This is a genomic window from Rhodococcus sp. NKCM2511 (genome assembly GCF_014905595.1).
Lineage (GTDB): Bacteria > Actinomycetota > Actinomycetes > Mycobacteriales > Mycobacteriaceae > Rhodococcoides > Rhodococcoides fascians.
In genome coordinates this window covers 260369-281576 of record NZ_BNHJ02000004.1, presented here as the reverse complement: position 1 = coordinate 281576, position 21208 = coordinate 260369, and the positions used below count along the sequence as shown (strand labels likewise).

At 65.0% G+C, this 21208-nt stretch carries 18 protein-coding genes; 15 read left to right on the top strand and 3 right to left on the bottom strand.

The genetic code is table 11. From position 1 onward, the window contains the following. The first annotated feature begins 220 nt into the window (after nucleotides 1-220). The 5 genes from JLZ96_RS23385 to JLZ96_RS23365 all read left to right on the top strand — a co-directional run bounded on the left by JLZ96_RS23385 (nucleotide 221) and on the right by JLZ96_RS23365 (nucleotide 6400). A complete protein-coding gene (locus JLZ96_RS23385; RefSeq protein WP_027494484.1) occupies nucleotides 221-1849 on the top strand; it encodes an ABC transporter substrate-binding protein in 1629 nt (542 codons plus the stop codon). 164 nt (nucleotides 1850-2013) lie between these two features. Next, entirely contained in the window at nucleotides 2014-2940 is a 927-nt protein-coding gene (locus JLZ96_RS23380) for an ABC transporter permease (protein WP_027494483.1), read from the top strand. After that, a complete protein-coding gene (locus JLZ96_RS23375) occupies nucleotides 2933-3904 on the top strand; it encodes an ABC transporter permease (RefSeq protein WP_032386012.1) in 972 nt (323 codons plus the stop codon). The genes JLZ96_RS23380 and JLZ96_RS23375 overlap by 8 nt, the downstream gene beginning before the upstream one ends. Continuing rightward, complete coding sequence (locus tag JLZ96_RS23370) at nucleotides 3901-5622, top strand: ABC transporter ATP-binding protein (protein ID WP_027494481.1); 1722 nt, start codon at nucleotides 3901-3903, stop codon at nucleotides 5620-5622. The genes JLZ96_RS23375 and JLZ96_RS23370 overlap by 4 nt, the downstream gene beginning before the upstream one ends. 31 nt (nucleotides 5623-5653) lie before the next feature. Next, nucleotides 5654-6400 (top strand): oxidoreductase, encoded by a 747-nt coding sequence (locus JLZ96_RS23365; RefSeq protein ID WP_201011381.1) that lies wholly within the window; start codon nucleotides 5654-5656, stop codon nucleotides 6398-6400. A gap of 365 nt (nucleotides 6401-6765) precedes the next feature. Here the strand turns inward: JLZ96_RS23365 and JLZ96_RS23360 are convergent, their stop codons facing one another. Continuing rightward, nucleotides 6766-7611, bottom strand: coding sequence for an HAD-IB family hydrolase (locus JLZ96_RS23360; RefSeq protein WP_205912680.1), 846 nt, complete (start codon nucleotides 7609-7611; stop codon nucleotides 6766-6768). Nucleotides 7612-7946: 335 nt separating this feature from the next. Between JLZ96_RS23360 and ssd the strand changes: the two genes are divergently transcribed. The 7 genes from ssd to JLZ96_RS23325 all read left to right on the top strand — a co-directional run bounded on the left by ssd (nucleotide 7947) and on the right by JLZ96_RS23325 (nucleotide 12540). After that, the gene (gene ssd / locus JLZ96_RS23355; RefSeq protein WP_080736034.1) at nucleotides 7947-9062 is read left to right on the top strand and encodes a septum site-determining protein Ssd; all 1116 of its coding nucleotides are present in this window, start codon (nucleotides 7947-7949) and stop codon (nucleotides 9060-9062) included. Continuing rightward, nucleotides 9059-10243, top strand: coding sequence for a TadA family conjugal transfer-associated ATPase (locus JLZ96_RS23350; protein WP_174557198.1), 1185 nt, complete (start codon nucleotides 9059-9061; stop codon nucleotides 10241-10243). The genes ssd and JLZ96_RS23350 overlap by 4 nt, the downstream gene beginning before the upstream one ends. Further along, nucleotides 10240-11019: a type II secretion system F family protein gene (locus JLZ96_RS23345; protein ID WP_201011380.1), complete on the top strand. Its 780-nt coding sequence runs from the start codon at nucleotides 10240-10242 to the stop codon at nucleotides 11017-11019. The genes JLZ96_RS23350 and JLZ96_RS23345 overlap by 4 nt, the downstream gene beginning before the upstream one ends. Next, nucleotides 11016-11588 (top strand): type II secretion system F family protein, encoded by a 573-nt coding sequence (locus JLZ96_RS23340; RefSeq protein WP_045841439.1) that lies wholly within the window; start codon nucleotides 11016-11018, stop codon nucleotides 11586-11588. Before JLZ96_RS23345 ends, JLZ96_RS23340 begins: the two co-directional genes overlap by 4 nt. A gap of 63 nt (nucleotides 11589-11651) precedes the next feature. Further along, nucleotides 11652-11855 (top strand): DUF4244 domain-containing protein, encoded by a 204-nt coding sequence (locus tag JLZ96_RS23335; protein WP_176456762.1) that lies wholly within the window; start codon nucleotides 11652-11654, stop codon nucleotides 11853-11855. A 23-nt stretch (nucleotides 11856-11878) separates the two neighbouring features. After that, nucleotides 11879-12190: a TadE family type IV pilus minor pilin gene (locus JLZ96_RS23330; RefSeq protein WP_032392769.1), complete on the top strand. Its 312-nt coding sequence runs from the start codon at nucleotides 11879-11881 to the stop codon at nucleotides 12188-12190. After that, complete coding sequence (locus tag JLZ96_RS23325; RefSeq protein ID WP_201011379.1) at nucleotides 12187-12540, top strand: Rv3654c family TadE-like protein; 354 nt, start codon at nucleotides 12187-12189, stop codon at nucleotides 12538-12540. Before JLZ96_RS23330 ends, JLZ96_RS23325 begins: the two co-directional genes overlap by 4 nt. Before the next feature lie 227 nt (nucleotides 12541-12767). On the opposite strand, the gene JLZ96_RS23320 is transcribed toward JLZ96_RS23325, so the two are convergent. Then, nucleotides 12768-14030, bottom strand: a complete 1263-nt coding sequence (locus JLZ96_RS23320; RefSeq protein ID WP_037218820.1) for an alpha-hydroxy acid oxidase — start codon at nucleotides 14028-14030, stop codon at nucleotides 12768-12770. A 243-nt stretch (nucleotides 14031-14273) separates the two neighbouring features. Beyond that, nucleotides 14274-16643, bottom strand: a complete 2370-nt coding sequence (locus JLZ96_RS23315; protein ID WP_201011378.1) for a DEAD/DEAH box helicase — start codon at nucleotides 16641-16643, stop codon at nucleotides 14274-14276. A gap of 436 nt (nucleotides 16644-17079) precedes the next feature. Here JLZ96_RS23315 and JLZ96_RS23310 point away from each other — a divergent pair, with 436 nt between their 5' ends. From JLZ96_RS23310 to topA, 3 genes are all read left to right on the top strand, one after another. Further along, nucleotides 17080-17283 (top strand): cold-shock protein, encoded by a 204-nt coding sequence (locus JLZ96_RS23310; RefSeq protein WP_005248460.1) that lies wholly within the window; start codon nucleotides 17080-17082, stop codon nucleotides 17281-17283. A 151-nt stretch (nucleotides 17284-17434) separates the two neighbouring features. Next, a complete protein-coding gene (locus JLZ96_RS23305) occupies nucleotides 17435-18022 on the top strand; it encodes a hypothetical protein (protein WP_032364537.1) in 588 nt (195 codons plus the stop codon). A 109-nt stretch (nucleotides 18023-18131) separates the two neighbouring features. After that, complete coding sequence (topA, locus tag JLZ96_RS23300) at nucleotides 18132-21137, top strand: type I DNA topoisomerase (RefSeq protein WP_027494469.1); 3006 nt, start codon at nucleotides 18132-18134, stop codon at nucleotides 21135-21137. The last annotated feature ends 71 nt before the right edge of the window (nucleotides 21138-21208 follow it).

The window sequence follows — 21208 nt, the reverse complement described above, 5'->3', positions numbered from 1 at the left end:
ACTTGCCGAAACGTTTCGATCATGTTTCCGACTTACTCGCCGGTCAACAAAACCCGGGGGAGTTCACATGTTCGTTTCAGGATGTGTCTAAAGTTCGTTCCATCAGATCGTTGGTACGGCTCACAGGCCGTGTCTTGCGGTCGCCCACGAATCCCCGGGCGTCGCGCCCGAGGAACTGAGCACGGACGACCCCGTGTTCACATCTGGATGGAGGATTTCCTTGCGTAAAACACGCATCGCGTCAGCTGCAATCGCAGTTGTCGTCGGAGCGGCGCTGGTGACGGCGTGCTCTTCGAGCGATTCGACCGGCGGCGGAGGGTCAGGAGACGGCTCCGGCATCATCAACGCCTGGAGCGGTGAGCCGCAGAACCCCTTGGTGCCCACCAATACGAGCGAGAACACCGGCGGACGTGTCGTCGACTCGATCTTCGCCGGCCTGGTGTCCTACACCCCCGAGGGCGGTGTCGAGAACGAGGTCGCGGACTCGATCGATACCACCGACGGCCAGAACTACACCGTCACGTTGAAGGACGGCTGGCAGTTCACCGACGGCACGCCGGTCACGGCCAAGTCGTTCGTCGATGCCTGGAACTACGGCGCACTGTCGACCAATGCGCAGCTGCAGGGATCGTTCTTCGATCCGATTCAGGGCTACGACGAGGTCGCAGCCGAGAACCCGACGGTGCAGACCATGTCCGGTCTGAAGGTCGTCGACGACAAGACGTTCACCATCGAGCTCAAGCAGCCCGAGGCAGCGTTCCCCGATCGTCTCGGCTTCGCCGCGTACTACCCGCTGCCCGAGGTTGCGTACCAGGACATCGCCGCGTTCGGCGAGAACCCGATCGGCAACGGCCCGTACAAGTTCGCCCAGGAGGGCGCTTGGCAGCACAACGTGCGGATCGACCTGGTCACGAACCCCGACTACGCCGGTAACCGCAAGCCCGCCAACGGCGGCGTGAGCTTCATTCTGTACAGCAACCTCGACACCGCATACACGGACCTGCTGTCGAACAACGTCGACGTTCTCGACAACGTTCCGGCCTCGGCCGTCACCACCTTCGAGTCCGATCTTCCCGACCGCACGGTGAACCAGCCGTCCGCGTCGATCGAGACGTTCACGATTCCGGGCCGCCTCGCGCACTTCGGTGGCGAAGAGGGTGTGCTGCGTCGTCAGGCGATCTCCAAGGCGATCAACCGCGACCAGATCACCGAGCAGATCTTCAACAAGACCCGTACCCCGGCCAAGGACTTCACCAGCCCGGCCATCGACGGCTGGACCGGCGATCTCTCCGACGTCGGAAACGTCGAGTACGACCCCGAGGGTGCCAAGGCTCTGTGGGCCCAGGCCGATGCCATCGCGCCGTGGTCCGGAACGTTCTCCATCGCGTACAACTCCGACGGTGGACACCAGGAATGGGTGGATGCGGTCAGCAACAGCATCCGCAACACGCTCGGCATCGAGGCGCAGGGTGCGCCGTACCCGACGTTCGCTCAGCTGCGTACCGAAGCCACCAACCGCACCATCGCGACCGCCTTCCGGTCGGGCTGGCAGGGTGACTACCCGCAGCAGTACGGCTTCCTGGCACAGAACTACCAGACCGGTGGCAGCTCCAACGACGGTGAGTACTCCAACCCCGAGTTCGACCGCCTGCTCCGCGAGTCCGCAGGTGAGACCGACAAGACCAAGGCGCAGGAGCTGACCAACCAGGCTCAGGAAATCCTGCTCAACGACCTGCCCGCAGTGCCGACCTGGTACCGCAACGCAGCGAGTGGTTGGTCGGAGAACGTCACCAACGTCAAGATCGGTTGGGACGGAATCCCCATCTACAACCAGATCGAGAAGAACTGATCACGTTCGCTCCACTGCTGTAGAGACCGAGAAGGGCGGTAGGTCTTCCACCTACCGCCCTTCTCGTGTGCTCGCTCACTCCCGTATCTACGTTCGACGCCCCGCTGCAGCTGATCCTTGCGCCTCTGCGGTGACGTCCACCTTCCTCCAAAGGAGGTGATCCGATGCTCTGGTACATCGGACGCCGATTACTTCAGATGATCCCCGTGTTCATCGGGGCGACATTCTTGATCTATGCCATGGTCTTCTTGCTGCCAGGAGACCCCATCGCGGCATTGGCCGGAGACAAGGCGATCAGTCCCGCCGTCGCCGACCAACTGCGCGCCCGCTACAACCTCGACCAGCCGTTCATCGTGCAGTACCTGCTGTACCTCAAGGGCATTTTCACGTTCGACTTCGGCATGTCCTTCTCGGGCCGCCCGGTCAGTGAAGTTCTCGTACAAGCGTTTCCGATCACGGCCAAGCTCGCCTCGATGGCCCTCGTGATCGAGGCCGTGTTCGGTATCGGCTTCGGTCTCATCGCGGGTCTGCGCAAGGGCAAGCTGTTCGACTCGACGGTCCTCGTCGTCAGCCTCGTCATCATTGCCGTGCCGATCTTCGTCATCGGCTTTCTCGCGCAGTTCTTCATCGGTATCAAGTGGGGTTGGGTGCCGCCGACAGTGGGAGGCAACACCAGCTTCACCAACCTGTTGCTGCCGGCATTCGTACTCGGAGCCGTCTCGTTCGCCTACGTGGTGCGGTTGACGCGCACGTCGGTGGCCGAGAATCTCAGTGCGGACTTCGTGCGGACGGCGACGGCCAAGGGGCTCTCGCGTAACCGTGTCGTCAACGTGCACGTGTTGCGTAACTCGCTGATTCCCGTCGTGACGTTCCTCGGTGCAGATCTGGCCAGCCTCATGGGCGGCGCGATCATCACCGAAGGAATCTTCAACATCAACGGAGTCGGCGGCACCATCTACCAAGCCGTCATCCGCGGTGAGGCACCGACCGTCGTGTCTTTCGTGACCGTGCTGATCGTCGTCTATCTGGTCGCCAATCTCATTGTCGACCTTCTCTATGCCGCGCTCGACCCGAGGATTCGCTATGTCTGATCCCATCACCCCGAAGAGCGTCGACGCCGATCGCGCTACTCGCCAAGCACGTTTCGTCGAGGCCGACGAGGTCATCGACGTGTCGCAGACCGACGCTGTCGTCATCGACGACGCACCCGCCAGCATCTGGTCGGATGCGTGGCGGAACCTGCGCACGCGTCCGATGTTCATCGTCTCGGCCATCATCATCCTGGCCGTCATCGTGGTCGCAGCCGTGCCTGGCCTGTTCACCAGTACCGATCCGCGCTTCTGCGATCTGCAGTTCAGCATGCAGGGCCCGGGATCCGGACACTGGTTCGGTTACGACCGACAGGGCTGCGACATCTACTCCCGGGTGCTGTTCGGTGCTCGGGCGTCCGTGCTAACCGGAGTCGGGGTCACGTTCCTCGTGCTGGTCATCGGCGTCGTGTTCGGTGCTCTGGCCGGCTTCTACGGCGGCATCGCGGACTCGTTGCTCTCACGGATCACCGACATCTTCTTCGGCGTTCCGCTGATTCTGGCGGCCATCGTCCTCATGCAGCTGTTCACCGATCGCACGATCTTCACGGTGATTCTGGTGTTGGCGTTGTTCGGCTGGCCTCAGATGGCTCGCATCACTCGCGGTGCAGTGCTGTCGGCGAAGGGCAACGACTACGTAATGGCCTCGCAGGCTTTGGGTTTGACGCGACTGCGAACTCTGATGAGGCACGTACTGCCGAACGCGATGGCACCGATCATCGTCATCACGACGATTTCACTCGGTACGTTCATCGTGGCCGAGGCGACGCTGTCGTTCCTCGGCATCGGACTGCCTCCCACCGAGGTCTCCTGGGGCGGCGACATCAGTGCCGCTCAGGTCACCCTGCGACAGGGCTCGACCATTCTCTTCTATCCTGCTGCAGCGCTGGCAATCACGGTGCTCGGCTTCATCATGATGGGTGACGCCCTGCGCGACGCCCTCGACCCGAAGGCGAGGAAGCGATGACGGATCCAGCACGCATCGCAGTGGAGCAGCCCCTGCTCGACATCCAAGATCTTGAGGTCTCGTTCCGGTCCAACTCCGGTGCGGTCCCGGCTGTTCGCGGAGTATCGCTGACGGTCTACCCGGGGCAAACCGTTGCGATCGTGGGCGAATCCGGTTCCGGTAAGTCGACCACCGCGCACTCGATCATCAACCTGCTTCCCGGAACCGGCACGGTGACGGCGGGGCGCATCCTGTTCGAGGGCCGTGACTTGGCGCAGGCCAAGGAAAAGGACTTCGTCGACATCCGCGGCAGTCAGATCGGCCTGGTTCCGCAGGACCCGATGTCCAACTTGAACCCGGTGTGGAAGATCGGCTTCCAGATCGAGGAGGCCCTCGCTGCCAACGGCATCGCCAAGGGTAAGGCGGCGCGTGTTCGGGCAGCCGAGCTGCTCGAAGAAGCGGGCCTCAGCGATTCGGAGAAGCGGGTCAATCAGTACCCGCACGAGTTCTCGGGCGGTATGCGTCAGCGCGCGCTCATCGCGATCGGGCTTTCGGCACGACCGAAACTACTGATTGCCGACGAGCCGACGTCCGCTCTCGACGTGACCGTGCAGCGTCAGATTCTCGATCATCTCGAAGGTTTGACGAAGGAACTCGGCACCGCGGTTCTGCTGATCACCCACGATCTGGGCCTGGCTGCCGAACGAGCCGAGCACCTCGTCGTCATGAGCAAGGGACGGATCGTGGAATCCGGTCCGGCACTGGAGATCCTGCAGGACCCTCAGCATCCGTACACGCGCAAGCTCGTCTCCGCCGCGCCGTCTCTGGCGTCGCAGCGACTGAAGTCGTCGGTGGTGCGCAAGGACATCGTCGAGCATGCCAAGCAGGTGGCGGTCGAGGCCGTCACCGAGGAGACCGACTCGGCATTCGAGCCGGCCGCGGACACTGTGCTCGTGGTCGAGGGGCTGACCAAGGAATTCAAGCTCCGGGGCGGCAACCCGTTCAAGTCGTCCGTGTTCACGGCCGTCAAGGATGTGTCGTTCGGAGTCGCACGCGGTACCACCACTGCGATCGTCGGCGAATCGGGTTCTGGCAAGTCGACTGTGGCACAGATGGTTCTGGGACTTCTCGAGCCCACTGCGGGTTCGGTGAAGTTCGACGGGCGCGATGTGGCGGGGTTGAACAACAAGGACGCGTTCGCGTTTCGTCGTCGAGTGCAGCCGATCTTCCAGAATCCGTACGGGACGCTGGACCCGATGTATTCGATCTTCAGCACCATCGAGGAGCCTCTGCGCACCCACAAGGTGGGGTCGAAGTCCGAGCGGGAAGCCAGAGTCCGTGATCTGCTGGACAAGGTGGCACTGCCGTCGTCGGTGATGCGCAGGTTCCCCAACGAGCTGTCCGGCGGCCAGCGGCAACGTGTCGCAATCGCTCGTGCGTTGGCCCTCGAGCCCGAAATGGTCATCTGCGACGAGGCAGTGTCGGCTCTGGACGTGTTGGTGCAGGCGCAGATCCTGTCTCTGCTCAACGACCTGCAGGCCGAGCTCGGGTTGACGTACCTGTTCATCACGCACGACCTCGCGGTGGTCCGTCAGATTGCTGACGACGTGCTCGTGATGCGCAGCGGCGAGATCGTCGAGGCGGCGTCGACCGATGCCGTCTTCGACAACCCGCAGCAGGAGTACACCCAGAAGCTGCTCGCAGCAATTCCGGGTGGCTCGGTGCAGCTGGGCGCATAGCCGCGGTGGGTGAGGGGTACCGTCGTCTGTCGTGACGGACCCCCTCGCCCCGCTGCTGGAATTGCCCGGAGTTGTCGAATCCGCCGAACGGGCACGCGATGCCCTCGGTGCCGTGCATCGGCACAAGGCCAATCGTCGTGGGTGGCCGGCGACCGCGGCCGAGGCCGCTGTTCGGGCAGCTCGTTCGTCCTCCGCGCTCGAGGGCGGTTCGATGGATTTCCCTCGCGAAGGCGAGGAGGGTGACCCGATTCTGGCGGGTGCGCTGCGAGTGGCCGCTGCTCTCGACGGTGACGCCCTGCAGAACACGTTGTCGACGTGGAAGCGCGCACCACTGCAGACGCTGGCCCGCCTACATCTGTTGGCCGCCGCGGATCTCGTCGACGACGCGTCCTCGCTCGGTCGGCCGCGCGCGGACGCGGGCATCGGCGAGCGGCTCGATCTCCTTGCACAGTTGGTGACGGGTGGAACCTCCGCGCCGGCTCCGGTGATCGCGGCAGTCGTGCACGGTGAACTGGTGACGCTGCGGCCTTTCGGAACTGCCGACGGCATCGTCGCGCGTGCTGCATCGAGGTTGGTGGCTGCATCGTCGGGATTTGATCCGCACAACCTGGGCGTGCCCGAGGTGAGCTGGATGCGTCGAGCGAACGCGTACCGGGATGGAGCCGCCGGGTTCGCCGAGGGCACGGCAACGGGCGTCGGTAGTTGGGTGATCCTCTGCCTCGGAGCATTCGAAGCTGGTGCGGCAGAAGCGACTTCGATTGCCGAAGCTGCACAGTAGGAGTTGTGCACACGTAAAAGGGCGGCGATGCCGACTTGCGTCGACGTCGCCGCCCGTTAGCACGGAGCGCCTGGTTACCAAGCGTGCACAGGTGAGCTGTGATGGACTACCACGTGGCCTCGGCGAGAACTCGACGGTGATGAGGTCATCCCTGCAACCGGTGCAGGGTTCTTGCTGATCACCCACGAATATCGCAGGCCCACAGCGCTTCTGCCATTAGGTGGCAAGCTCCGCGTGGGTGCCGGTGTCCGTGCTGGGAATCGCGGTCGGGAGAAGCGAACCTTCTCTTCCGGTTCGTTCTTGGCCTTCCGTTCTTCCGTACGTCATTTGTACCCCGTGACGCCGCTCACATCAAGGGTTTGGGCTCATCGTTTTCTGCGGAGTAGTCCGTAGGTGATCGCGCCGGCCGCTATTGCGCTGAAACCTGCTGCAGCACTGGCTACTACGGTCTTCCCGGACGGATTCGGAATGCGGGAGCGCAGCGAAACGGGGTTCGAGAATGTCAGAATCGGCCAGCCGAGGGACGAGGCCTCTTTGCGGAGCGCGCGGTCTGGATTGACGGCGGTGGGGTGCCCGACCGCCCGCAGCATCGGCACGTCGGTGATCGAATCCGAGTAAGCGTAGCTCTTGGCCAGGTCGTAATCATGTTGTGCCGCCAGGGACTTCATGGCGTCGACCTTGCCTTCGCCGTAGCAGTAGAAGTCGACCTCGCCGATGTACTTGCCGTCGACAGTCACCATCGTCGTGGCCATGCTGTGGTCGGCACCCAGCAGTTCGGCGATGGGGTGCACGATCTCGTCACCCGACGCCGAGACGACCACCACGTCGTGTCCGCGGAGTTTGTGGTCCGCGATCAGATCGGCCGCTTCGGCGAAGACGAGGGGATCGACGATGTCGTGCAGGGTTTCGGCCACCACTGCTCGCACCTGTTCGACGTCCCACCCGGCGGTCATGCCGGCGATGTGCGCGCGCATGCGTTCCATCTGGTCGTGATCGGCACCGGAGAGCAGGAACAGGAACTGCGCATAGCTGCTCTTGAGTACCGCTCGCCGGTTGATCAGACCTTGGTCGAAGAACGGCTTGCTGAAGGCCAGAGTGCTGGACTTCGCGATGATCGTTTTGTCGAGGTCGAAGAAGGCGGCGACGCGCGCTGCGCGTCGGCCGGCGGGGGCGTCGTCGGTGTCTGCGCTGAGGGTCACGATTGTCACCATAGTGGCCGGTGGTGACCGTTGGATGTCGCGCAACTTCTCTTCTCGACTCGCTCCGAACAAGTCCACAAATTGAGACGGTTGAACTTGCAAACAAGGACGTCCACGGGTGTAGTATTTTCCACGAGCCCGGTTCATTCCGGGCGGTGTTCAGCCCGACCCCCCGGGGCTGAACCAGACGACCCTCGCCTCCTCCCCCCCTGGCGAGGGTCGTCCTCTTTTCCGGGGTAGGCCGAAAACTGGTACCGCGGTACCGGTATTCATCCACAGGGGCCGATTTATCCACATTTCCCCAAGTCGCGCGCCGCGCGAGCGGATTCTCGCGCACGCTTGGGTCCATGAAAACGGATTCGATTTCACGGCGGACGAACGCGAACGCGTCTATGTCGATCGAACATCACGGACTGCGTCAGGACGTGTATCGAATCGCCGCAGCCGCGGATTGTGTTGTGGAAGAGCAGAACTTACTGGTCGGTATCGGGTCGGCACGTCCGATTTGGGAATTCCCAGGAATGATTTTGATCGATTTTTCTTCTGCCGAGTCGGCGCTCGCAGCCGGATTTCCGCGACGGCCCGGCGTCGTTCTGGTCACGGCCGCGTCGCCGACACTCGACGATTGGCGGACGGCCACAGCGCTCGGTGCCGAACACGTGGTGTCGTTACCCTCGGACGAGGACACGCTCGTTCGCATCCTCGGTGAACCCGTCGTCACATCGCCGGGCGGCGGTGGCGTCATCGTGGTCGTCGGTGCCCGCGGAGGTGCGGGTGCGTCCACGTTCGCGGCGGCGCTGGGCCTGTGCAGCAGTCGCACGGGGCAACGCACGCTCGTAGTAGAAGCCGACCGGTACGGCAGCGGCCTCGATCTGCTGCTCGGCTGGGAGAACGCCCCAGGTTTGCGATGGTCCGGCCTCGTCGTCGAGGGCGGGCGAGTATCCGGGGACGCACTCCACGGCGCGCTGCCGTCGAAGAACGGATTGTCGGTACTGGCACTCGGGCGAACCGACGACCGGCGAACCGGACTCTCGGCCGTCGCCGCGGCGGCTGTGCTCGACGCAGGGCGCGCTGGAGGCGATCTCGTGGTGTGCGACGCCCCGCGCCAATCCGGTGACCTCTCGGACGCCCTGTACGCCGCAGCCGACCTCGTCGTACTGGTGCTGCCTGCGGAATTGCGGGCCGTGACGTCGGCAGAAGCAGTAGCGGACGAGATCTCGAGTCGCAATGCGAACGTCGGATTGGTCGTTCGTGGGCCGGCACCCGGGGGACTACGGGCCGCGGACATCGCCGCCGCCCTTGACCTGTCGCTGCTGACGTCCATGCGGGCCGAGCCTGGATTGGCCGAGCGTCTCGAGCGTGGCGGGCTTGCTCTCGGCCGCCGCTCACCGCTGGCGGCGGCGGCCACCGTGGTCCTCGATACCTTCGCGCACAAGCCCGGTGGTCAGCGGTGGGCCGCATGAACGCAGTCGTCACCGCCGAATTGCTCGACCGCGTACGAGAACGGCTCGCTGCTTCGGCACAGTCTCCGGTGCCCGCCACCGTTGCCGCGGCCATCCGCACCGAGGCAGGGGGAGTCATCGGTGACACCGATATGCTTGCGGCACTGCGTATTCTGCAGACAGAGCTCACCGGCGCAGGCCCGTTGGAGCCGCTTCTGTCCGAGCCAGGGGTGACCGATGTGCTGGTCACGGCGCCGGATCAGGTGTGGATCGATCGCGGTAGAGGCCTGGAACGCACCGGAGTCCAGTTCGCCGACGAAGCCGCGGTCAGGCGGCTGGCGCAACGGCTCGCTCTCTCGGCCGGTCGGCGATTGGACGATGCGCAGCCGTGGGTCGATGGCCGATTACCCGGCGTCGGACAGGGGGTCTTCGGGGTCCGTCTGCACGCGGTGCTGGCACCGGTGGCGAGCGGTGGAACCTGCCTGTCGTTGCGAGTGCTCCGCCCGGCCACCCAGGGACTCGCCGCGCTCCGGGCGTCCGGTGCGGTGACCGAGGAGGGCTACGATCTGCTCGCGCGGATTGTGCTCGCGCGCTTGGCGTTTCTGGTCGTCGGAGGTACCGGTGCCGGGAAGACCACTCTTCTGGCTGCTCTGCTGGGCGAGGTCGACCCAGCCGAACGAATCGTCTGTGTGGAGGATGCGGCCGAGTTGGCTCCGGCGCATCCCCATGTGGTGCGTCTGGTGGCCCGTGCTCCGAACGTCGAAGGTGTGGGCGAGGTGTCTGTTCGGCAATTGGTTCGCCAGGCACTACGGATGCGACCCGATCGGCTCGTCGTCGGTGAGGTGCGCGGGGCCGAGGTGATCGACCTGATGACGGCGCTCAACACCGGGCACGACGGCGGTGCCGGAACCATCCATGCCAATTCGCCCTCGGAAGTACCCGCTCGGCTCGAAGCCCTTGCCGCACTGGGCGGAATGGGTCGCGACGCCTTGCACAGTCAACTCGCGGCGGCCGTCCAGGTCGTCCTGCACGTCCACCGGAGCGCCGACGGCACGCGCAGATTGCGGGAGATCGGACTGGTGGAGGTGGATTCGACGGGTCGTGTTCATATCGTGCCGGCATGGTCCGCTGATTCCGACGCCGTGCCCGGGCAGCGCGGGCTGCACGAACTGCTCGCTCGGCGCTGTGGCGAGATGCGATGACGGCTGCACTGTGTGTCCTGGCCGCTGCATTTACGCTGTGGCCCAGACGCTCTCGCCGACTACCGCGCCGCGGTCGAGTTGCCGTCGGCGTTCCTGGGTGGGCGTTCCCTGTGGCTGTAGCGTCGGTGTTGGCCGTGGGCATGTTCTGGATCGGCGGTCCGTGGGGCGCGGCGGCTCTGTTCGTGGCGGGCGGTACCGGATGGTACCGACATGGCCGTCGCACCGTACGCGCCCGTCGGACGGCCGAATTGGATTGGTTGGCAACCGGAGTCGAAGTGGTCATCGGTGAACTGCGGGTCGGTGCGCACCCGGCGACGGCCGGCGAGGTGGCTGCGGACGAGTGCAGCGGGATCGCCTCGGAGGCGCTGCGCGGTGCTGCGTCCAGATCGCGACTCGGTGGACGCGCTGCCGACGGGATAGCCGCGTCGGATCCACTGTTGAACCCCGAACTGGACCGTTTGGCGGCGGCGTGGCGGGTGGCCGACGAACACGGCCTCGCACTCGCCGAGTTGCTCGACGCCGTGCGCGAGGACCTGCTCGGACGTCGGCGATTCCGGGAACGAACCGAGGCGTCGCTGGCAGGGGCCCGCGCTACTGCATTGGTGTTGGCTGGACTGCCCGTCCTCGGGGTCGCGCTCGGACAACTGATGGGGGCCGATCCGCTGCGCATACTGCTGGGCGGCGGGCTGGGCGGAATTCTGCTCCTCATCGGCACCGCTCTCGGCTGCGCAGGTCTGCTGTGGACCGATGCGATCACCGGCAAGGTGACGACATGACGTGGGCGATCGCACTATGTCTGGCAACGGCATTGGTCGTCGTCCCCGCTGCCCGTGGTGGTTTGTCGCGGGTGGAGGTTGCGGGGCTTTCGACGACCGATGCCGTCGACGACTCCGGACCCGATCCGCTCGCCGTGGCCACGACGTTCGACCTTCTCGCTGCGTGTCTGCGTTCCGGACTTCCGATCTCGACTGCCGCGGCGGCCGCAGCCCACTCCGCTCCGCCCGCATTCGGTATCGCTCTGCGCAAGGCCGCCGATCTACTCGAGCTGGGGGCCGATGCGGCTACGGCGTGGGACGCAGTGGCGAAGGATCCGGAGACCGAGGCGCTGTCACGGATGGCGCGACGATCCGCCCGGGCCGGGTCGTCCATGGCGTCGGCGATGACGGAACTGGCTGCCACCCAACGAACTCGGGCCGAGGACGCGTCGGCGGCTGCGGCCGAACGGGCCGGTGTGCTGATCAGCGGACCGCTGGGTCTGTGTTTTCTGCCCGCCTTCATTTGCCTGGGCATCGTCCCCGTGGTGATCGGCCTTGCGGGCAATGTTCTGGGCGGCGGTCTGATGTGACCGCCGAACAACGAATCGTCCGGTGCGGACACGCCGCGCCGGAATGCTGGGAGGGGAAGCGTCATGATGGGGAATGCACTGCAGGAGATCAAGACTCGAATCGCATTGTTCGGTGTGGAGGACGACGGTATGTCGACCGCGGAGTACGCGATCGGCACCATCGCCGCCGCGGCATTCGGCGCGGTGCTCTACACGGTGGTGACGGGGGACAGCATCGTGACCGCGCTGACGGGGATCATCGATCGAGCGCTCAACACAGCCGTCTGATTCCGGGCGGTGAGGACGGGGCTGTGACGGTGGAGGCGGCGATTGCCGTCGCGTCCATCGTCGCAGTGATCGTGGTGTGTATCGGTGCGATCGTGTCGGTGACGATGCACATCGGCTGTGTCGATGCTGCGCGGGAGGCGGCTCGGTTGGCGGCGAGAGGTGATGCGACCCGGGCGGTGTCGGTGGGGGAGCGGGTTGCGCCGGAGGGTGCTCGGATCACGGTGCGCGAAGACGGTGAATTCTTCGTTGCGCGGGTGGAGGTGGAGAGTCCGCTGCCTGGACTGACGTTGTCGGCGGAGGCCGTTGCTGCTGCGGAACCGGTTGCAGCGGAATGAAATCAGGTGTGCGCGATGACGAGGGCGGGGCGACGGTGTTGGCTGCGCTGGCGATGTCGGCGTTGATCGCCGTCGTGGTGATGGTGATGCACGTCGGGTCGGCGGTGGGTGCTCGTCATCAGGCGCAGTCGGCGGCAGATCTCGCTGCATTGGCCGGTGCGGGGGCCCTCGATCGTGGGGTGGCCGATGCGTGTGAGACGGCGCGGACATTGGCGGCGCGAATGGGAACGGAGTTGCGAGAGTGCATGATCGAGGAGTGGGATGTGATCGTGGCTGTGGGGCAGCCGGTGTTCCTCGGGCGCTTCGGGATGTCCGACGCCACCGCGACGGCGCGGGCGGGGCCGGAGTGACCGGACGCCCGCCCGCCGCCCGCCGCCCGCCGCCCGCCCGAATCCGCAAACGCGCGCGCGTTTGTCAGGTGCGAGCGGAATCGCCCCGTTCGAGCCGGCGAATTCGCGCGCGTTCAGCGAATGCGCGCGCGTTTGCGGTGAAACCCGGCCTCGACCCCCGCCCGAGGACCCGAACCCGTGGCCGAGAGTCTTGCCACGGCCTCGGCGGGTCGGGATGTCCGCAGCGGTCAGCGCGGCGTGAATGCGGCGGTACCGGACTGCAGAGGGGCCAACCGAGTGAGTTGCGTGACGTGTTCCGGGGTCAGTTCCGCGAGTGAATTGACCTGCAGCAGTTGCATGGTGCGGATGATCTCCTCCCTCAGAATTTCGATCATGCGGTCGACGCCCGCGCGGCCACCGGCCATCAGGCCGTACAGATACGCGCGGCCGACGAGCGTGAACGATGCTCCCATTGCGATGGAGGCGACGATGTCGGCACCGTGCATGATGCCGGTGTCGACGGCTACTTCGAAGTCGGAGCCGACTTCACGGACGACCTGCGGCAGCAGGTGGAAGGGAACGGGAGCCCGATCGAGTTGTCGGCCTCCGTGATTGGACAGAACGATGCCGTCCACACCCAGTTCGGCCAGGCGCGCCGAATCCGCCACCGACTGAACACCTTTGACGACCAACTTGCCGGGCCAGATCTCACGGATGACGTCGAGATCCTCGAACGAGATGGAGGGATCCATCGCTGAATCGACCAGCTCTCCGACCGTGCCGCCGGTAGAGGTCAGCGACGCGAACTCCAGCTTGGGCGTGGTGAGGAAGTCCCACCACCACCATGGACGCGGAATGGCGTTGGCGATGGTCGACGCGGTCAACTGCGGCGGAATGGAGAACCCGTTGCGTTTGTCTCGCAGGCGAGCCCCGGCGACCGGTGTGTCGACCGTGAACAGGAGGGTGTCGAAGCCAGCTTTCGCGGCGCGTTCGACCAGACCGAACGAGATGTCGCGGTTACGCATGACGTAGAGCTGGAACCAGTTTCGGCCGTTCGGGTTGGTGGCCTTCACGTCCTCGATCGACGTGGTGCCCAGCGTCGAGAGGGAGAATGGAATTCCAGCAGCGCCGGCGGCGGCAGAACCGGCGTACTCACCCTCGGTCTGCATCAGGCGCGTGAAGCCCGTCGGGGCGATACCGAACGGAAGCGCGGACGGTCCGCCGAACACCGTCGTCGAGGTGTCGACGTGGGAGACGTCTCGCAGGATCGAGGGGTGGAATTCGACGTCACGGAAGGCCTGCCGGGCTCGGGAGAGTGAGATCTCGGCGTCGGCCGCGCCGTCGGTGTAATCGAATGCCGCGCGCGGGGTACGGCGACGGGCGATGGTGCGGAGATCGTCGATGGTCAGTGCCGCGCTGAGGCGTCGTCGGCGCAGGTTCAGATCGGGCTTCTTGAACGAGAGCACCTCGCGCAAGTCGGTGGCTTTCGGTATCTGCCGGGCAATGGGCATGCGTCGTCTCGATTCTGTGGGCTGATCCTCTCCCCACCACACCACCCGAGGTGTCGGCAGCAACGAGCAGGGTGGCGCACCAGTTCGATCCAAGCCTTGAACGCGCGCGCGTTTGCGAAAAATGACTGGTAATCCCCGCGAAACCCTGGCAATTTTGCGCGCGCATGGCAAACGCGCGCGCGTTTGCGGTGAACCCCCACTCGGTCCCCAGCCACCAGGTTCCTGACTGCGAGATCGGCCGGCTCATCCCTCGCGAGTGACGGCCGCCAACACTGCGGTCAGCACTCGAACGGCACCCTCTTTGTCCAGTGGATCGTTGCCGTTTCCGCATTTGGGGGATTGCACGCATGACGGGCAACCGGTCTGACATTCGCAGGAGACGATGGCGTCCTTGGTGGCGGCGAGCCAGTCGGCGATGGCCACGTGTCCGCGGTCTGCGAAACCCGCTCCGCCGTCGTATCCGTCGTAAACGAAGACGGTCGGGAGCCCGGTGTCGGGGTGTAATGCCGTCGACACTCCGCCGATGTCCCATCGATCGCAGGTCGCGACCAACGGCAGCAAGCCGATGGCGGCGTGCTCGGCCGCGTGCAGCGATCCGGGGAATCGCTCGAACGGAACACCGCTGTGCTCCAACAACTCCGGGGTGATGGTGTACATGACGGCGCGGCTGTCGAGGGTCTGGGCCGGCATGTCGAGTTCGATGGAATCGAGGACCTCGCCCGAGGGGAGGCGTCGGAGATATCCCACCACCTGATGGGTGACGTTCACCTGCACCAGCGCGACGCGGACCTCGCCGTAGTCGACGGATTCGTGCACCGCGGTGATCGCGATGTCGGTGATCTCGCGCGCCGAGGTGTTCCACTCGGGTTGTTCGGCATGCACCAGCGCGAGGCCGGCCTCGAGATCGAGCTCGTCGACCACGAAGGATTCGCCCTGATGAATGTGCACCGCACCGGGATGTGCAGTGGCAGGGGCACGTCCGCCGTCGACGGTGCCGAGCATGCGGCCGGATTCGCCGTCGACGATGGCGACCTGCACGCCCGTGCCGCCGCGAATGTTGACCGCACCGTGCGGAGACAGCTGTTGCCCCTCGGGGGTGATGAACCACCCGTGAGGACGCTTACGCACGTAGCCCTTCAGCTCGAGCTCTTCGAGTACCGATTCCGCGCTCAACGCCTCGGCCTCGGCCAGGGTGATCGGTAGTTCGACTGCAGCACAAAGCAATTGGGGAGCAAGAATATACGGATTGGTCGGGTCGGTGACGGTTGCCTCGACCGGCTTGTCCAGCAGGGCTGCCGGGTGATGCACCAAGTAGGTATCCAATGGGTCGTCGCGCGCGACGAGTACCAGCAGTGAGCCCTCCCCGCGTCGTCCGGCGCGCCCACCCTGCTGCCAGAACGAGGCGACGGTACCGGGGAAACCGGCGACGATCACCGCGTCCAAACCGGCGATGTCGACGCCGAGTTCGAGGGCGTTGGTGGTGGCCACTCCCAGCAGGGTGCCGTCGGAGAGGTCCCGTTCGAGCTTTCGCCGATCCTCGGCCAAATAGCCTGCGCGATAAGCGGCGACGCGTCGGACCAACTGCGGATCGACGTCGGCGAGAATTCTCTGGGTCCCCAACGCAGTGACCTCGGCTCCGCGCCTGGACCGTACGAACGCGAGTGTCCGCGCACCCTCGATCAACAGATCCGCCATGATGCGCGACGCCTCGGCCCCCGCCGATTTGCGTACCGGCGCACCGTTCTCGCCGGTGATCTCCTTGAGCAGCGGCGGTTCCCAGAGTGCGACGGTACGCGCTCCGTGGGGCGAGCCGTCCTCGGTGATCTCCTCGCAGGGCGCTCCGATGAGTCGACTGGCTGCGCGTCCCGGCTCCGAGGTGGTGGCACTGGCGAGAACGAACACCGGAGACGCTCCGTAGCGCGCGCAGAGGCGTCGCAACCGACGGAGTACCAGGGCGACGTTGGAGCCGAAAACACCTCGGTAGTAATGGCATTCGTCGACCACCACGTACCGAAGGTTGCGCAGGAAACGCGACCATCGCTCGTGTGCGCCGAGGATGCCCAGGTGCAACATGTCGGGATTGGTGAAGATCCAGCGCGCATTGGTTCTGGCCCACTGCCGAATCTCGATCGGGGTATCGCCGTCGTACGAGCTGGGAAACACCTCGGCGAGATCGTCTGACAGCGAACGTAACTCGTCGGTGATCGAGATGGTGGTGCGTAGCTGATCGGCACCGAGGGCCTTGGTCGGTGCGAGATACAGAGCCGTCGCCCGGGCGTCGGCGGCCAGCGTCGTCAGAATGGGCAGTTGATAGGCCAACGATTTGCCCGACGCGGTACTCGTCGAGAGCACCACATGACTGCCCTCGGCGGCGAGCGTCGCGGCCCGGGCCTGATGCGTCCACGGTTGTGCGATGCCCCGAGAGGTGATCACCTGCACCACTTCCGGGCCGACCCACGACGGCCATGGTGCAAAACTGGACGATCGAGCCGGCATCTCGGCGACGTGCGTGACGGGGCCGTCGTCGGCGGGGGTACCGGCCAACACTCGATCCAGCAGCCGCTGCCCGTAACTCCGGACATCCGCACCGTCGTGCGGATGCTTCTCGCTCACTGCCGCTCTCCATGCATTCGTTCGATCTACTGGCCAGCCCTTCGGGCTTGCTGGGTCGTTCCGCAGGCTCCACTCCTGCCTAGGTGCGACCTGGGGTCCTCATGCTATCGCGGACCCGAAACGAGCGGCTCGAGCCCTGGTGAGAGCCGCATTCCACCCGTCCGGCGTTGTGTGTTGTTACAAGACGGGCAATTTGTTCGAAAAGGGTCGGTTTTCGACTGTTGCGAACGCGGAGTTCATGGTTCACTTGACGCGGTCGCAGCTTCTGTGTTCGTTCTACGCTTCGCAGGATCTTATGTTGCGGGCGCGGTACTGGGAGAGCTCGTCCATCAGGGGGAATCCTGAGGGGGATTCGTACAAGTGCAGCGGTCGGAACCGGCCCGATGGATCGAAAGTGCGCTCCATCGAATCCGGTGTTAGAAAGAGAAGGAAAAGCATGGCACAGGGAACTGTGAAGTGGTTCAACGCCGAAAAGGGCTTTGGATTCATCGCACCAGAAGACGGCTCCGCTGACGTTTTCGTTCACTACTCCGAGATCCAGGGCAGCGGCTTCCGCACCCTCGAGGAGAACCAGCGCGTCGAGTTCGAGGTCGGCCAGGGCACCAAGGGTCCTCAGGCAACGGGCGTTCGCGCAGTCTGATTCTTTTCTCTTCGGAGACGAGAACCTTCATCCCCCTTTCTCGATCGGCCGTGAAAAGCCGTTCGAGAAAGGGGGATGTTTCGTTCGTGGCGAACCACCAGGAAGAGTCGAAAGCAGTGTCTGCCGGTGTCGATGTCCTAATGTCCATGCTGTGAACCAGCTGTCCTTCTTCTCTGCCGAGTCGTTGCCGCCCGCGGTGACCGATCTCAGCGGACTGCTGGCTGCCACCGGCCATGTCGTCACATCCTCGGGATCGGCGCGTATCTCCGTCGTCGTCGACGCGCAGTGGCGGGCCGATGCCATTGCCGAGTTGATCGAACAATGTGGTCTGTCGGCAGAGCTGGGACGGTCCGAAGAAGACCGTCCTCTCGTCCGCACCGCGTCGGTTCCGGAACTGTCCGCCCTGGCGTCGTTGTGGACCAAGGGCGCGGTGAAGGCCGTGCCTCCCGGGTGGGTGCCCGGTTCTCGGGAGTTGCGGGCATGGGTGCTCGCGTCGGGGCGTCCCGAGGCGGAGGGGGAACGCTACGTACTCGGCCTCGATCCGCACGCGCCGGAGACTCATGCGGTCCTCGCTCAATCGTTGATGCGCGCGGGCATCGCGCCGACTCTGATCGGCACCCGCGGGTCCAATCCTGGCCTTCGAATCACCGGCCGACGTCGGCTGTTGCGCCTCACCGAGAACGTCGGCGAGGCTCCTGCGAATGTGGACGCACGTACCAATTGGCCCCACGCTGAGTAGGAAGATGAATGACTGATCTGCGAGTATTTGCTCGACGTATGTCAGTCTGTTAGGAGTGGGGCAGGCAAATCTGCTTGTGAAAACGCACTAGGGAAGGTTCGGCAGCAAGGTGGCAGCACGTAACAACGGCTCGGGGGACAGCTCCGCCGAGCCGCGTCGTCTGGTCATCGTCGAGTCTCCGACCAAGGCCAAAAAGATCGCTCCCTACCTCGGGAGCAACTATGTCGTCGAGGCCTCGGTCGGCCATATCCGCGACCTTCCTCGTGGGGCTGCCGACGTGCCCGCCAAATACAAGGGCGAGCCGTGGGCACGTCTGGGCGTGGACGTCGACCACGACTTCGAGGCCCTCTACGTCGTCTCGCCCGAGAAGAAGGGCAAGGTCGCAGAGCTCAAAAGCCTGCTCAAGGACGCCGACGAGCTGTATCTCGCCACTGACCCCGACCGCGAGGGCGAGGCCATCGCCTGGCATCTCCTCGAGACCCTGAACCCCAAAGTCCCGGTTCGACGCATGGTCTTCCACGAGATCACCAAGCCGGCGATCCTCGCGGCCGCCGCCGATACTCGCGACCTCGACCAAGACCTCGTCGACGCACAGGAAACCCGCCGCATCCTCGACCGTCTCTACGGCTACGAGGTCAGCCCGGTGCTGTGGAAGAAGGTCATGCCGAAGCTGTCGGCAGGCCGTGTGCAGTCCGTGGCCACCCGCATCATCGTCCAGCGTGAGCGCGAGCGGATGGCGTTCCGTAGCGCCGAGTACTGGGATATTTCTGCCACCCTCGACGCCGGGGCCGAGGCGAGCCCGCGCAGTTTCGGAGCTCGGCTGGTCAACGTCGACGGCAATCGCGTCGCCGCCGGCCGCGACTTCGGTCCCGACGGCAAGCTCAAGACCGAGTCGGTCACCGTTCTCGACGAACCGCATGCCCGACGCCTCGCCGACGCTCTCGAAGGCGTCGACCTCACCGTCGCGTCCGCCGAGGACAAGCCGTACACGCGCAAGCCGTACCCGCCGTTCATGACGTCGACGCTGCAGCAGGAGGCCGGCCGCAAGCTGCGGTTCAGTTCCGAGCGGACCATGCGCGTCGCGCAGCGTCTGTACGAGAACGGCTACATCACCTACATGCGTACCGACTCGACGTCGCTGTCCGCGTCTGCGGTCTCCGCGGCACGGGCGCAGGCGACCGAGCTGTACGGCCCGGAGTACGTGCACCCCACTCCGCGGCAGTACACCCGCAAGGTCAAGAACGCGCAGGAGGCGCACGAGGCCATCCGCCCCTCGGGTGACGTGTTCCAGACTCCCGGTCAGCTGCATTCGGCTCTACAGACCGACGAGTTCCGGCTCTACGAGCTGATCTGGCAGCGCACGGTGGCGTCGCAGATGGCAGATCTGCGCGGCACCACGCTGACCCTGCGCATCACCGGAACCGCCGGTACCGGCGAGGAGTGCACGTTCTCCGCGTCGGGTCGGACCATCACGTTCGCGGGCTTCCTCAAGGCCTACGTCGAGAGCGTCGACGACGAGGCAGGCGGTCAGACCGACGACGCCGAGTCGCGTCTGCCCGCGTTGAAGGCCGGCCAGGCGGTGACGGCCACCAAGCTCGATCCCGACGGTCACACCACCAACCCGCCGGCTCGATTCACCGAGGCGTCGCTGATCAAGACGCTCGAAGAGTTGGGAATCGGTCGGCCGTCGACGTATTCGTCGATCATCAAGACGATCCTCGACCGCGGTTACGTCTACAAGCGTGGCAGCGCTCTCGTGCCGTCGTGGGTGGCGTTCTCGGTGATTGCGTTGTTGGAAGCGCACTTCGGACGTCTGGTGGACTTCGACTTCACCGCCGGCATGGAAGACGATCTCGACGCGATCGCGGGAGGTCGTGAGCGGCGCGGAGATTGGCTGCAGAGCTTCTACTTCGGCGGCGAGACCGGTGCCGAGGGTTCGGTGGCGCGCTCGGGTGGCCTGAAGAAGATGGTGGGCCAGAACCTCGAAGACATCGATGCGCGCACCATCAACTCGATTCGTCTGTTCGACGACTCCGAGGGGCGCGAAATCCATGTGCGCGTGGGCCGTTACGGTCCGTACCTCGAGCGCATGGTCAAGAACGACGACGATCCGGACGGCGATCCGATCAGCCAGCGCGCCAACCTGCCCGACGACTTGCCGCCGGACGAGCTGACGATCGATTTCGCCGAAAAGCTGTTCGCCACACCACAAGAGGGCCGCAAGCTCGGTGTGGATCCGCTGACCGGTCACGACATCGTGGCGAAGGAAGGCCGTTTCGGGCCCTACGTCACCGAGATCCTGCCCGAGCCGGAACCTGAACCCACGCCCCCCGAGCCCGACATCGTCCCGGTGCCGTCCGGCAACGACGGTGATGGCGGCGGTGGCGTCAAGACTGCGGTGAAGAAGGCCGCGGCCAAGAAGGCCCCGGCCAAGAAGGCTGCAGCGAAGAAGGCCACCGGCCCCAAGCCGCGGACCGGTTCGTTGCTCAAGTCGATGGATCTGGCGACGATCACGCTCGAGGACGCGCTCAAGCTGCTGTCGTTGCCACGCGTCGTCGGTGTCGATCCCGAGTCCAAGGAAGAGATCACCGCGCAGAACGGCCGCTACGGCCCGTATCTGAAGAAGGGCACCGACTCTCGCTCGCTCGCCGACGAGGATCAGATGTTCACGGTCAGTCTCGAAGAGGCTCTGAAGATTTACGCCGAGCCCAAGCGTCGGGGCCGTCAGGGCGAGGCCAAGCCGCCGCTGCGGGAACTGGGCGTCGACCCGATCAGTGAGAAGCCGATGGTGATCAAGGACGGTCGATTCGGGCCGTACGTCACCGACGGCGAGACCAACGCAAGTCTGCGCAAGGACGACGAGGTCGAGACGATCACCGACGATCGCGCGTCGGAGTTGTTGGCGGACAGGCGTGCTCGTGGCCCGGTGAAGAAGAAGGCTCCGGCGAAGAAGGCCGCTGCGAAGAAGGCTCCGGCCAAGAAGGCTGCTGCGAAGAAGGCTCCGGCCAAGAAGGCTGCAGCCAAGAAGACCGCCACGAAGACGACGGCGGCCAAGACGACGACGAAGAAGGCTGCTGCCAAGAAGGCACCGGCGAAGAAGACCGACGGCGAGTAGCTCGCGAACTCGAAGTTGTGGATGGAATCGGCAGCGATCACGTCCACAGCTTCGAGTTCGGCACTGTCCGG

What these genes read in the sequence shown, in the direction of transcription:
- JLZ96_RS23345 (WP_201011380.1), top strand. Translation starts at nt 10,240, where the DNA reads ATGACGGCTGCACTGTGTGTCCTGGCCGCTGCATTTACGCTGTGGCCC.
- JLZ96_RS23380 (WP_027494483.1), top strand. Translation starts at nt 2,014, where the DNA reads ATGCTCTGGTACATCGGACGCCGATTACTTCAGATGATCCCCGTGTTC.
- JLZ96_RS23350 (WP_174557198.1), top strand. Translation starts at nt 9,059, where the DNA reads ATGAACGCAGTCGTCACCGCCGAATTGCTCGACCGCGTACGAGAACGG.
- JLZ96_RS23375 (WP_032386012.1), top strand. Translation starts at nt 2,933, where the DNA reads ATGTCTGATCCCATCACCCCGAAGAGCGTCGACGCCGATCGCGCTACT.
- JLZ96_RS23370 (WP_027494481.1), top strand. Translation starts at nt 3,901, where the DNA reads ATGACGGATCCAGCACGCATCGCAGTGGAGCAGCCCCTGCTCGACATC.
- JLZ96_RS23340 (WP_045841439.1), top strand. Translation starts at nt 11,016, where the DNA reads ATGACGTGGGCGATCGCACTATGTCTGGCAACGGCATTGGTCGTCGTC.
- JLZ96_RS23360 (WP_205912680.1), bottom strand. Translation starts at nt 7,611, where the DNA reads ATGGTGACAATCGTGACCCTCAGCGCAGACACCGACGACGCCCCCGCC.
- JLZ96_RS23320 (WP_037218820.1), bottom strand. Translation starts at nt 14,030, where the DNA reads ATGCCCATTGCCCGGCAGATACCGAAAGCCACCGACTTGCGCGAGGTG.
- JLZ96_RS23325 (WP_201011379.1), top strand. Translation starts at nt 12,187, where the DNA reads ATGAAATCAGGTGTGCGCGATGACGAGGGCGGGGCGACGGTGTTGGCT.
- ssd (WP_080736034.1), top strand. Translation starts at nt 7,947, where the DNA reads ATGAAAACGGATTCGATTTCACGGCGGACGAACGCGAACGCGTCTATG.
- JLZ96_RS23335 (WP_176456762.1), top strand. Translation starts at nt 11,652, where the DNA reads ATGATGGGGAATGCACTGCAGGAGATCAAGACTCGAATCGCATTGTTC.
- JLZ96_RS23310 (WP_005248460.1), top strand. Translation starts at nt 17,080, where the DNA reads ATGGCACAGGGAACTGTGAAGTGGTTCAACGCCGAAAAGGGCTTTGGA.